Origin of the sequence: Sphingomonas telluris, assembly GCF_022568775.1 — a bacterium.
Lineage (GTDB): Bacteria > Pseudomonadota > Alphaproteobacteria > Sphingomonadales > Sphingomonadaceae > Sphingomicrobium > Sphingomicrobium telluris.
The window spans coordinates 1,370,567-1,381,947 of the sequence record NZ_JAKZHW010000001.1; the positions used below are offsets into that span (position 1 = coordinate 1,370,567).

Annotated in this window: 14 protein-coding genes and 1 tRNA gene; 7 read left to right on the forward strand and 8 right to left on the reverse strand. The window is 64.5% G+C overall.

Annotation, left to right across the window (positions count from 1 at the left end; translation table 11 throughout):
- Positions 1–105: 105 nt before the first annotated feature.
- Complete coding sequence (locus LZ016_RS07025) at positions 106–852, reverse strand: queuosine precursor transporter (protein WP_436286348.1); 747 nt, start codon at positions 850–852, stop codon at positions 106–108.
- Positions 853–912: 60 nt separating this feature from the next.
- Between LZ016_RS07025 and LZ016_RS07030 the strand changes: the two genes are divergently transcribed.
- Together LZ016_RS07030 and LZ016_RS07035 are read left to right on the forward strand one after the other, a co-directional pair.
- A tRNA-Gly gene (locus LZ016_RS07030) sits at positions 913–986 on the forward strand.
- 122 nt (positions 987–1,108) lie between these two features.
- Positions 1,109–1,939 carry a serine protease gene (locus LZ016_RS07035; protein WP_241446688.1) on the forward strand — a complete coding sequence of 277 codons (831 nt, stop codon included), beginning with the start codon at positions 1,109–1,111 and terminating at the stop codon, positions 1,937–1,939.
- On the opposite strand, the gene LZ016_RS15520 is transcribed toward LZ016_RS07035, so the two are convergent.
- The 3 genes from LZ016_RS15520 to LZ016_RS07045 form a co-directional block, all read right to left on the reverse strand.
- Entirely contained in the window at positions 1,936–2,067 is a 132-nt protein-coding gene (locus tag LZ016_RS15520) for a hypothetical protein (RefSeq protein ID WP_277622520.1), read from the reverse strand. The genes LZ016_RS07035 and LZ016_RS15520 overlap by 4 nt on opposite strands.
- Before the next feature lie 63 nt (positions 2,068–2,130).
- Positions 2,131–4,032, reverse strand: coding sequence for a TIR domain-containing protein (locus tag LZ016_RS07040; protein ID WP_241446689.1), 1,902 nt, complete (start codon positions 4,030–4,032; stop codon positions 2,131–2,133).
- 61 nt (positions 4,033–4,093) lie between these two features.
- Positions 4,094–4,852, reverse strand: coding sequence for a competence/damage-inducible protein A (locus tag LZ016_RS07045; RefSeq protein WP_241446690.1), 759 nt, complete (start codon positions 4,850–4,852; stop codon positions 4,094–4,096).
- Positions 4,853–4,947: 95 nt separating this feature from the next.
- Between LZ016_RS07045 and map the strand changes: the two genes are divergently transcribed.
- Complete coding sequence (gene map / locus LZ016_RS07050) at positions 4,948–5,778, forward strand: type I methionyl aminopeptidase (RefSeq protein ID WP_241446691.1); 831 nt, start codon at positions 4,948–4,950, stop codon at positions 5,776–5,778.
- Here map and LZ016_RS07055 read toward each other — a convergent pair.
- Positions 5,769–6,446 carry a hypothetical protein gene (locus LZ016_RS07055; protein ID WP_241446692.1) on the reverse strand — a complete coding sequence of 226 codons (678 nt, stop codon included), beginning with the start codon at positions 6,444–6,446 and terminating at the stop codon, positions 5,769–5,771. The two genes, map and LZ016_RS07055, sit on opposite strands and share 10 nt — an antisense overlap.
- 124 nt (positions 6,447–6,570) lie before the next feature.
- Here LZ016_RS07055 and LZ016_RS07060 point away from each other — a divergent pair, with 124 nt between their 5' ends.
- Positions 6,571–6,981 (forward strand): acyl-CoA thioesterase, encoded by a 411-nt coding sequence (locus LZ016_RS07060; RefSeq protein WP_241446693.1) that lies wholly within the window; start codon positions 6,571–6,573, stop codon positions 6,979–6,981.
- A 110-nt stretch (positions 6,982–7,091) separates the two neighbouring features.
- On the forward strand, positions 7,092–7,784 hold the full coding sequence (locus LZ016_RS07065; protein WP_241446694.1) for a L,D-transpeptidase family protein: 693 nt from the start codon (positions 7,092–7,094) through the stop codon (positions 7,782–7,784).
- A 29-nt stretch (positions 7,785–7,813) separates the two neighbouring features.
- Here LZ016_RS07065 and LZ016_RS07070 read toward each other — a convergent pair whose 3' ends face one another.
- Entirely contained in the window at positions 7,814–8,563 is a 750-nt protein-coding gene (locus tag LZ016_RS07070; RefSeq protein WP_241446695.1) for a phosphocholine cytidylyltransferase family protein, read from the reverse strand.
- Positions 8,564–8,640: 77 nt separating this feature from the next.
- Here LZ016_RS07070 and LZ016_RS07075 point away from each other — a divergent pair, with 77 nt between their 5' ends.
- Both LZ016_RS07075 and LZ016_RS07080 read left to right on the forward strand, forming a co-directional pair.
- A complete protein-coding gene (locus LZ016_RS07075; protein WP_241447476.1) occupies positions 8,641–8,979 on the forward strand; it encodes a P-II family nitrogen regulator in 339 nt (112 codons plus the stop codon).
- 86 nt (positions 8,980–9,065) lie between these two features.
- Entirely contained in the window at positions 9,066–9,251 is a 186-nt protein-coding gene (locus LZ016_RS07080) for a helix-turn-helix transcriptional regulator (RefSeq protein ID WP_241446696.1), read from the forward strand.
- Here the strand turns inward: LZ016_RS07080 and LZ016_RS07085 are convergent.
- Positions 9,248–9,475 (reverse strand): hypothetical protein, encoded by a 228-nt coding sequence (locus LZ016_RS07085; protein WP_241446697.1) that lies wholly within the window; start codon positions 9,473–9,475, stop codon positions 9,248–9,250. The two genes, LZ016_RS07080 and LZ016_RS07085, sit on opposite strands and share 4 nt — an antisense overlap.
- A gap of 90 nt (positions 9,476–9,565) precedes the next feature.
- Positions 9,566–11,365: an ABC transporter ATP-binding protein gene (locus LZ016_RS07090; protein ID WP_241446698.1), complete on the reverse strand. Its 1,800-nt coding sequence runs from the start codon at positions 11,363–11,365 to the stop codon at positions 9,566–9,568.
- Between the last annotated feature and the right edge of the window lie 16 nt (positions 11,366–11,381).

Genomic DNA, 11,381 nt, shown 5'->3' on the forward strand with positions numbered 1-11,381 from the left:
TCCGAGCACCGCCGCATTCGAGCGCATGGCCATGTTTCGAAGCCCCTTCATTCGCCAGCCTGGAGCTCCGCCATGATCCCATCGCTCGCAGCCAAGCAACATATGTTAAATTTTCGCGGCGAAAGGCGTGAAATCCGTGCGTTCGTCGAACACGTCGACTCCTTCGCGGCGCTTGAGGAAGCCGACCACGGCGTAAGTGACCGGCGTCAGGATGACTTCCCAGCTGACCTTCAGCACCCATTGGGTCAGCAGGACCTTGATCACCAGGTCGTTGGTCCATCCGGTCGCGCCCCAGAAGGCTAGCGGGTAGAAGATGAGGCTGTCGACGCCCTGCCCGACTAGCGTGCTGCCGATGGTCCGCATCCAGAGATATTTGCCTTCGGTCCAGACCTTCATCTTGGCGAGGACCAGGCTGTTGGCGAACTCACCCGCCCAGAACGCCAGGATCGAAGCGAAGACGATGCGCGGCACCTGGCCGAACACCTGCTCATAGGCCGCTTGTCCCGTCCAATCCTTGGCCGGCGGCAAGGCAACGACGACCATCGCCATGAACGCCATGAACAGTAGCGCCGCCGTCCCCGCCCAGATGCACCGGCGCGCGCGGGCGTAGCCGTAGACCTCAGTCAGGACGTCGCCGATGACGTAGGAGATGGGGAAGAAAAGAATGCCCGCGCCGAATGGCCAATCGCCGATGACGGGCAAGCGGATGACTGCAACCTTCCCCGCCCCCAGCACATTCGAAAGCAGGAGGATGGTGACGAATGCCGCCATCACGAAGTCGAAATAACGCAGGCGGCGGTCGTGCAGCGCCCCTGCCTCGATCTTGACCGGATCCTGCTCGCTGTCCCCCACAGTGTTTTTAGAGCGCGTTGACGGTCCGGGAGGCAAGACCTAATTCGGAGGCGCTGCCGAGCGGGTATGATGTAATGGTAGCCTGTCAGCTTCCCAAGCTGAACGCACGGGTTCGATTCCCGTTACCCGCTCCAAGGCTCGACATGCCGGGGGCATGTCGAAGCTTTGGAGCGCACGCCGAAGGCGGGGCGACCGTCACCAACATTGGCCGAAACCTCGCCCCATGGCATAAGCGCCGTCGGGGAGGACGCCACCGATGCTCCATATCCTGCTGCTCGCGGCCGCGATTCAGGCGGCCGAGCCCGAACAAGAGCAAGAAGGGGAAACCGGCGCGTCTCCCTGGCAAGCCGAGATCTACAGCAACTTTACGGGCTGGACGCCCGAGGAGCTTGCCGAGCGCGACCCATGGGACCTCGCGCACCGCTGCGGCGGCTCGCTGATCGCCAACGGCTGGGTCCTGACTGCCGCGCACTGCATCGACCAGGCGAAGGTCGACAAGGGCTATCGGGTACGGCTCGGCGCCGACTATCTCGACAATGACGAGGGCGTGACCTTTCGTATCGACCGGATGGTGCGCCATGCCGACTGGAACAAGGCCGAGCATCTCTACGACATCGCCCTGATCCACTACGTCGCCGACAAGGATACGCATGTCGGCAGCGCGGGGCCGATCGCGCCCATCCCCCTCTACGAGGGTCCGCCGCTCGAAGCCGGCGTGGACGTCTATGCTTCGGGCTGGGGCCAAGCCGAGGAAGGCAAGGACAAGGGCTTCCAGGCGGAGCTCACCGCCGTCGACCTCAGGACGGTCGATTGCGCGGACTACCCACAATACGAGGGCAAGACGCGCGAGTATCAGATGTGCGCAACCGGCCGCACGCCCGGCGACGACGCCGATACCTGCACCGGCGACAGCGGCGGACCGCTCGTGCTCGACGATCCGCAAGTGCTAGTCGGCGTCGTGAACTGGGGCATCGGCTGCTATCGCGCGGATAGCGCCGGCGTTTATCTCCGGATCGACAACGAGCATTTCCGCGACTGGATCGCCCGCGCAATGGCGGCCGCTCCAACCGTCAACGAATTGCGTTAGCGGTCATCCCCGCTTCCGCGATCGTCGCCGCTGCCCCGATCGTCACCGCTGCCACGGTCGTCCCCGCTGCCGCGATCTTCTTCTTCGTCTCTTGGGCCGCGCTGTTGAATGTCTTCGAGCATCATCATGACCGCTCTCCTCACGAAGCGGCGCGTGGTGTCTCACGATTCACGCTTTTCCGATAGTCCTCGTCAGGCGAAGCCTAGGTCGCTCACGAAGCGCTGGAAGCGCGGGTCCTTGGCGATCGGGTCCAGCAGCGGGTCTGTGGCGATCAGGCTGAGGCCAGAATCCCCGATGACCTTCGCGCGACCGAGGAGCATCAGGGCCTCCACCGGCTTCCCCCATTGTGCCATGACCTCGGCCTGCTGGTAGGTCGCCGCGTCGCCTACCTCGTTCACGAGCTGCGAAAAGGCCTTCTCAGCCGCGGCTTCATTCCCCGCGCGATGCTCGAGGATCGCGAGCCCGCGAAGCCGGAACATGCTCGCAGGCTCCGCTTCATAGGCTGCCCGAGCCTCGTTCAACCTACCCATTTCCATCAAGGCATCGCCCATGGAAGCGTGGGCGACTGAGATTCTGGGATTCAACTGCAGCGCGCGGCGATACTGACCGACGGCCTCAGGATATTTGCGTGATGCGTATGAAATCGCACCGGCCGCACGGTGCGTACGAGGATTGAGCGGATCGAGCGCCAAAGCTCGGTCGATCGCGTCCCTCGCCTCGTCGAACCGCCGCCCGCGGACCATGTAGATGGCGCATAGCAGGACAATGTCGGCGTCACCCCGGCCAAGCTGATATGCCCTGTCGTAGGATGGCCGGGCTCCACGAACATCCATGAAGCCGGCAAACTTCGAATAGCCAAGCGCCAAATGTCCCTGCGGCAGCGTAGGCGCCAGGCTGATCGCCTGCTCGGCCTCGCGCTCGGCGGCCGTATAGAGCGGCTTTAGCTCGCTCGCGGCCGCGCTTTGTGAGGCAATCGACGCCAGCACGCGAGACAAGGCCGCATGCGCCAATGCGAACTTCGGATCGGCCGCGATGGCGACTTCATATTCCGCCCGCGCTTGGCGGTCCGTGTCCGCATCCTTGGCGAGATTGTAGAGGGCTTTCCCACGCAAATAGGCTTCGAGCGCCCTTGCGTCCCTTGTCCCGCCCAGCCCCGGGGAATCCGTGGCCATCTGCACCGACAGGGCATTCGAAACGCTCCGCGCGATCTCGGACTGAAAGGCGAAAATGTCCCCCAATTGCCGGTCGACACGCTGCGACCATTCGGAAAATCCGGTCTTGCCGTTGGTGAGGTTCGTGCCCACCCGAACGCGATCGCCGTCCCGCTGCACCGAGCCGTCCAGCAGGTACGCCACGCCCAGCTTGTCGGCGATCGACTTCGCATCGCCGGCATCGTCCTTCACTGTGTTCGAAGTGGTCGCCGCGAGCACCATGAGGCCCGCGTTTCGTGCAAGCGCCGAGCGGACCTCCTCGGTAAGGCCATCGGACAGGAAGGCCTGGCTCGGATCGCCCGTGACGTTCTTGAACGGAAGGACGGCGATGCTTCGGGCGGAGGCCGGCGACGACCCGAGCAGCCCGGTCTTCCAGGCGATGGCGCCCGCAACGGCGGCTGCAGCCGCGGCGCCCGCGCCTACGATCGCGTTACGCCGTGTCACGGGCGCGGACGATGGCTTCCGCTCAACAGGCTCCTGCCCCAGCGCCGCCTCGATCGCCCGGCGCACCGCCTCCATTTGCGGAGCGTCCGGCCGTCCGCGCCAATGCGTCAGGTCGATGATTTGATATTGCCGGAAGCCGAGCGGCGGCTTGGTCCCGTCGAGCGACAGCGGCACCAGCCGGTGCCGGTCGCGTGCGTGCGTGGCTTCGTCCCTGACCCAGTCGGACTCGACGGAATTCGTGGACCAAAGCACGACCACGGCATCGGCCGCATCCAGTGCTTCGTCGATCGACCGGGCGAACCGGGAGCCGCCTTCGATCAGCTCGTCCCACCAGACGGTGAAATCGCGCTGCAAGGCAGCAGCGACGCGCTGGGCGCGAGGCTTGTCGGCATGCGCGTAGCTAAGGAAGATCGTCGGACGATGATCGTCGTTCGGCATGGTCCGCACATCCCCCGTATGCGGCGAGCTTAACTCAGAGGGGCGAGCGCGAACAGACCGGCTAAATGCCGCCGCGAACCGGGTCCAGGCCGGCCTCGACGAGGCGCCGGCTCAGTTCGTCCGCCGTGCCCTCCGCAAGCGGGCCATCGACCGAGCGAAGCACGAAATTGGCGCCATGACGCCCGTCGCGGAAGAAGGGATAGCTGCCGATCACAACGCCGGGATGCGAGGCCTCGGTCTCGCGCAGGATGTCCGCGACCTCGCTTTCGGCGGCATAGGCTCCCACGGTCACCGAAACGACGGGCCGGCCGCCTTCCAGCTTGCCGTCCAGCGCCTCCAGCATCTGCGCAGCGATGCTCGGCACACCCGCGAGGATGTAGACATTGCCGATCTTCACGCCCGGAGCGCCGGACTCCTCGTTCTGAATGAGCTCGGCGCCCTCGGGCGTCCGCGCCATACGCAGGCGCGCATCGTTCAGTCCGCCCCGCGTCGCGTAATACTCCTCGAGGATGCGCCTGGCCTCGGGATGCACGATGACCGGGACGCCAAACGCCAGCGCGATCGAATCCACGGTGATGTCGTCGTGCGTCGGGCCGATTCCGCCGGTGGTGATGAGATAGTCGTTCTGCGTGCGCATTGCGTTCACGGCATCCGCGATCCGCTGCTCGTCGTCCGGGACGATCCGCACTTCGGCCAGGCGGATGCCCTGGCGGTTCAGCCATGACGCGACCTGCGCGACATTCCTGTCCTGAGTCCTGCCCGACAGAATTTCGTCGCCGATCACCAGCAGCGCCGCAGTCCAGACCCGCTCGTCGTTCATTCCAGCCCCATACGCACAGGACCCGCCTCGGTTCAAAGCGACTTTTGGTCCAGGCCCCGGGTGCAATCCGGGCCCGCTCGGACTATGTAGGGCCCATGACCCAGTACATCACAGTCGATGCCGACGACCGCGTCGAGGCACGGAACGGCGTTATCAAGCTGCACGGCCCCGAAGGCTTCGAGGGCATGCGCCGCGCGGGCCGGCTCGCTGCGGAGATCCTCGATGCGCTCGTCCCGCACGTCGTCCCCGGCGTGACGACCGAAGAGCTCGACGACATCGTCCGCGAGCACATGCTGCGCGAAGGGGCGGTTCCCGCGACGCTCGGCTATCGCGGCTATACGAAGAGCTGCTGCACCTCGATCAACCACGTCGTGTGCCACGGCATTCCGGAGGACCGGAAGCTGAAGGACGGCGACATCGTCAACATCGACGTGACGCCGATCGTCGATGGCTGGCACGGTGACACGAGCCGCATGTACCTGGTCGGCGACGTTCCACTGAAGGCGCGCCGCCTCGTGGACGTCACCTACGAATGCCTGATGATCGGCCTGGAGCAGGCCAAGCCCGGCAACCGCCTCGGCGACATCGCCTCTGCGATCCAGCGCCATGCCGAGGGCCAGCGCTACACCGTCGTGCGCGACTTCTGCGGGCATGGCGTCGGCCGCCTGTTCCACGACAGCCCGGAAGTCGTCCACGCCGGGCGCCCGGGAACTGGCCCCGAGCTCAAGCCCGGCATGTTCTTCACCGTCGAGCCGATGATCAACATCGGCCGCCCCGACGTGAAGCTGCTCGACGACGGCTGGACCGCAGTGACGCGCGACCGCTCGCTCTCGGCGCAGTTCGAGCATTCGATCGGCATCACCGAGGACGGCTGCGAGATTTTTACGAAGAGCCCTAAGGGCCTCGACAAGCCTCCCTACGCCTGAGCCAGCCTCGGCCGGCGGGTGAACAGCCAGCCGACGATCAGACCGAACAGGGCGTTCGACACGCTCGTTTCGATCGCGTGGTAGAAGCGGATATCCGGCGGCATGTAGGGATTGTCGGGCAAAAGCGGCGCGACGCCCGCGATGATTCCGTAAACGAGCGCAAGCACCAGGGGCGCGGACTTCAGTCCTGACTTCAGCAACGGCCAGGCGGCGCCGACGAAAATCAGCGAACGCACGATCTGCAGCGATGCAACCAGCCCTGCCGGAGGGATCCGCCGCGTGGCGTAGAAGTCGGCGATGTAAGGGAAGACGAGTGTCCCGGCGCTCCAGTACAGGATCTCATAGGCGCCGATCACCGCGAGCACGATCGGCAAGGTGACTCTCACCTCCTCCGCGAGCGCCTCGTTCGATCGCTTCCAGCGGCCGGCCAAAGTCACTGCCAGCGGCGCCAGAATCGCGAAGATGATCAATGCGGGGATCGCTGCCGTCGCGACGTCCGGCACAGTCATCACTCCGAACGCGACGGCTTCGAGCAAATTGTTGGCCGAGCCGGCAACAATGCCGAGCAGGAACAGCATCCCAACCAAGCGCCAGCCTCTCGCCGAAGAAGCGCGCGCCACGATGACGAGGACCGCCAGGTTCAGCAGCAAATAGAGGCCGATGGCCATGGCAAGTCTCCGTCCGAGACTGGGTTACCGTATTACCTATGTAGCACAGTAGCGTATCCCCGCAAAGTCGCGTGCTGGCGCAACCTTATTGACACTTCTGTCAGCTAGTGGGAGCGTGAACCCAATGGAGTCGAGCTGCCCCGCCATGTTCCGCCACCCTGTCGCGATCGAGCCTGCCGACATCGACCACATGGGGCACGTGAACAACAGCGTATACCTGAAGTGGGTCCAGGACGCGGTGGTCGACTATTGGCAGAGCGTCGCTCCGCCAGACGCAGTGGCGCGCCACCTCTGGGTCGCGCTCAAGCATGAGATTTCCTACCGCAAGCCGACGTTCCTGCAGGACACCGTGGTCGCGGAGGTGATCGCGGACAAGGTCGAAGGCGCCCGCGCCTACTTCACCACCGTCGTCCGCCGCGGACAGGAGGTGCTCAGCGAAGTGAAGAGCTGCTGGTGCTGCCTCGACGCGGTCACGCAGCGACCGGCGCGGCTTGCGAGAGACGTCGTCAGCAGGTTTCTTCCGCCCACTGCGTAGGCGTCGGGTAGACCGTCCGTGACTTCCCCTATGGTGCGGGCGTCCCTGCTACGCTAAAGCACCACGCAGCCGGGGGCCTGTTCGGAAGCAACGTCTGACCGAGGGTAGTGGTGAAACGGCTAATTGCATTACTGGTTTTGACATGCGCTGCGGCTTCGGCTGCCGCGCGCCCAGCAAATGACAAAAATCTGCCCGTCGTGTTGAGGGCAGCTACGCTCCAACCCGGCGAATACGCCTGGGAATCCAGGGCTGCTTCGACCGGTCCTCTGTTCGTGGTCATCAATCTCGCGTCGCAGCGCGCCATGGTCTACCGCGACGGCGTTCTCATTGGCGCGTCGACGATCTCGACGGGCAGCAAGGATCGCGAGACACCAACAGGGGTGTTCCCCATCCTGGAAAAGCAACTCGTGCATCGGTCCAGCACGTACGACAATGCACCGATGCCCTACATGCAGCGCCTCACGTCGAAGGGCGTCGCATTGCATGCAGGCAACCTGCCGGGATACGCGGCCTCGCATGGCTGCATCCGCCTGCCGACGGGTTTCGCCAAGCTCCTCTACGGAGCCACTGAGATCGGCACGCCGGTTATGATCACGGATTCCGCGCAGGTCGCCGAGCAGCAGCGCAGGATGGACGAATTCGTGCGCGCCAACGACGACTTCGTCCGTCAGAGGGAGGAGCAGCAGGCGGCGGCGAACCGAGCCCTTGCCGAATTCGAACGGGCGAAGGCGGAGCACGCGGAGGCCGTGCGGCGGCACGAGGAGGAAATGGCGAAGTTCAAATCGGAAGTTGGGTCGGAATAGCTCTACGTCTGCTCCAACCTAAGCACTAGCTAAGCCGCGGCCGTCACTTTCGCCGCGTCCCACCGCGCCGTCAGCTGCTGCGCGGCCTCCACGTCGGGCGGGAAGTCGACTTCGCCCCATTCGGAACCGTTGATGTCGAGCGTCCACACTTCACCGCTCTGAGCCAGGTGATGGATCACGCGCAGGTACCAGATGGTGGTGCCCTCGGTGGTCCGCATCGCCTTCTCGATGGCGTTGCGGAATTGCTCCGCGCCGCCCGCGCGGAATGCCAGAAGGCCGATGGATTCCGCGTTGACGCCTTCGCTGATCCGCTTGCCGATTGCTCGGAGACTGCCGTCATCGGCCGCGACGACCTTCATGTCATCGTCATCGTAGCTGTCCTTGCGGTCGATCGTGACGCAGATCCCGGACCGCGTGTTGCCCACGACCTTGGCCATGAGGTCTCGTGATACCAAGGTATCGCCGTTCCACACGAGGCAATCGCCGCTCAGCTCCTCGCGGGCCATGTAGAGCGAGCCGGTGTTGTCCGCGACCTTGTAGAACGGATTGTAGATCGTCCGGACCTTCGGTCCTCCGCTCCGAGCCGCAATCGCTGCATTGACCAGCTCGTCGTGGAAGCCGGTGACGACGACGGCCTCGTGCACGCCGTTCGCCTCGAGCGTGTCGAGCTGTCGGTCGAGCAAGGTGCGCCCGTTGAACTCGATCAGGCACTTCGGTCGGCCGTCGACTAGATGTCCGAGCCGCGATCCCTGCCCGGCGGAAAGGATGATTGCTTTCATTTCAGGCGCCCCCTGCCTTCCAAATGCGGCCCTGATTGGGCATGGTCGATCCCGCGCACAGCAACGATGGGGCCGAAGTGAAAAAGGTCGAGGCAGTCATAAAGCCGTTCAAGCTCGACGACGTGAAGGACGCGCTTCACGACGCCGGCGTCTCCGGCATAACCGTCACCGAGGTGAAGGGTTTCGGCCGCCAGAAGGGCCATACGGAGCTCTACCGCGGCGCCGAATATGTCATCGACTTCCTGCCCAAGGTGAAGATCGAGGTCGTCGTCGAGGACAGCCTGGTCGACAATGTGGTGGAAGCGATCGCGGAGTCCGCCCGCACCGGCCGCATCGGCGACGGCAAGATCTTCGTGTCCGACATCGAACAGGCGGTCCGCATCCGCACCGGAGACCGCGGCGCCGACGCGATCTAGCGTCATCCCCTTTTCGTCTGCGGTAAGCTGCGGCTACAGTTGCATTTATGAGGAGCCATGCGCCCGACAAGGAGATGCTTGCGTCCATGGCGCCGGACGAGCTGCGTACGGCTATGCGGACGCTGGGATATCGGACGCAGAACGACCTCGCCAACGCGATAGGCGTCAGCCGCTCGGCGGTCAGCCTCTGGCTCGAAGGCAAAGTGGGCGTTCCGCGCCCGGTCGCGATGCTTCTGCGGATGCTGATCGCCGCCCAGCGGCGCGTCTACTAGTACCGCCCGCCTCCAGGCGCAGGGCCGCCCTCAAGCGCAGGGCCATGATCCATCTCTTCCGCATGAGTCCGCTCGAACTCGCGATCGGCGTCGTCGATGGCCTTCAGCAATTCCTGGAAGCAGGGAGTCTCGTCGACAGGCCACAGTCGCGAAAAGCCGTGCCCCAGCAGCTCCACCTCGCGCTGGGTAAGCAATCCGACTGCAACGATCCTTTCTTCCGCCAAGGCGGCGCTCCGAAACTGATTTGCATCAGCATAAACGAAGCAGACGCGGCGGCGGTGCCCACCGTTTCGCCTGTGGTCCGAACTGGAACGCTAGGGAAAGGCGGCTTTTCCTGGGCTCGGCGCGCGCGTCGTGGCCGTCTCGATCAGCCTTCCGCCGTCCAAACGGACAATCGAGTCACAATAGTCCATGACACTGGCGCGATGGCTGATGATGAAGATCGTCCTGCCTTCGGAAGCATGGGTAATCGACCGGAGCACCGCATCCTCGGTCGCGCTATCGAGCGCGCTCGTGGCCTCGTCAAGAAACAGCACCGGCGCGTCGCGGTAGATGGCCCTGGCAATCCCCAGCCTTTGCCGCTGTCCTCCGGACAAACGCGCGCCGCGTTCCCCGACGACCGTATCGAGACCCTGCGGCAAGTCGAAGATCACGTCCTGCAGGCAGGCGCCTCGCACGGCTGCCTCGACCCGCTCAAGATCGATGGCCCCTTCCGCGACACCAAAAGCGATGTTCCGGGCGATGCTCGTATCGGCGAGGAAAATCGACTGAGGCACATGAGCGATGTTTCGCCGCCATGACCGCCATTGTGCGGGCCGGAGGGGCTCACCGTCGATGAGTACGCGGCCGGAGCTCGGTTCGAGCAGGCCCATGAGCACGTCGCCGAGCGTGCTCTTTCCACTGCCGGTCCTGCCCGCGACAAACACAACTGAACCGCGCGGAACATCGAATGCGATGTCGACCAGCGCAGGCCGAGGGGCTCGGGCGTAGGCGAAGCTCACGTTCTCGAGGCGAATGGAGTTGCGAAACGGCATCGGCGCCGGAGCGTCCGTCGTGCCCTCTCGCCCCTCGGGAAGCGTCATGAAGTCGGCCACCTCGAATGCGATAGAGCGATTGCCGGCGAGCACTGCCCAGCTGAAATACAGTTGCTGAAGGTATGGCAGCAGCCGGAAGGCGCCGATCGACATGGCTCCAAGGATCGGCAGGGCAAGCGCAAGACTCCCCTCGCGGGACCAGAGCAGCAGCGCGAGCGCGATGATCACGACTGTGCCCACCGCCTCGATCACATGGCGCGGCGCGGCTCCGATGAACTGCGTGCTCGCGCTGGCCTTCGTGAACTCGCGATCTATGGCGCGGAAAGATTCGAGGTGGAGTTGCTGACTGCCATCGATGATGACGTCCCGAATCCCTCCGAGGCTTTCTAGCACGACCCGCAGACGCTGGTCGTAGCTTCGCGCCGAGATCGCGGAGTTGCGATGGAGACGGCGCGCCGCAACACGCGACACGAGCGCGTAGAGCAGGCCGAAGATGCCCAGCGAGAACAGGGCTGCAACGGGATCGATCGCGACCAGCGTCGCGACGATCAGCACCGTGACGACCGCCGCGCTGGAGCCGTAGACGAGCTGCAGAAGCACGCTCGTCGAGAGCATGTGGACCTTCTCGAGAATGGCAAGCACGTCGCTGCTATTTCGAGCGATGTGGAAATCGTACGGCTGCAGCAGGATCCGGCGCTGTATGTCGACGCCCAGATCATGGCCGGCACCGAACGCCCATCGCTGGCCGACCGCGACCAGCCAGAGTCGTATCGCTCCGGCGATCACGGCCAGAACCATGAGCAGGATGCCGGTGGCCACAATCATCTCTGTTGACGAATGCAGGCCCATTCCGGTGAGCGCGTTGGAAATTTTCCCGAAACCCTTGGACGCGTGATCGGCGGCGAGGAAGGAAAGGAACGGCAGCGCGCCGACTACGGTCGCCATCTCGGCGAGCGCGCCGACGACGATCAGGACCGACAGCCCCGCCAGTTGACGCCGCCGCGCCTGAGGCAGGTGATCGAGGAGGAAGCGAAGAGCTCCGCCCAAAGTGCTGGAACGGCTTGATTCAGCGCCGATCATGTCCGCGCGCGCTTGA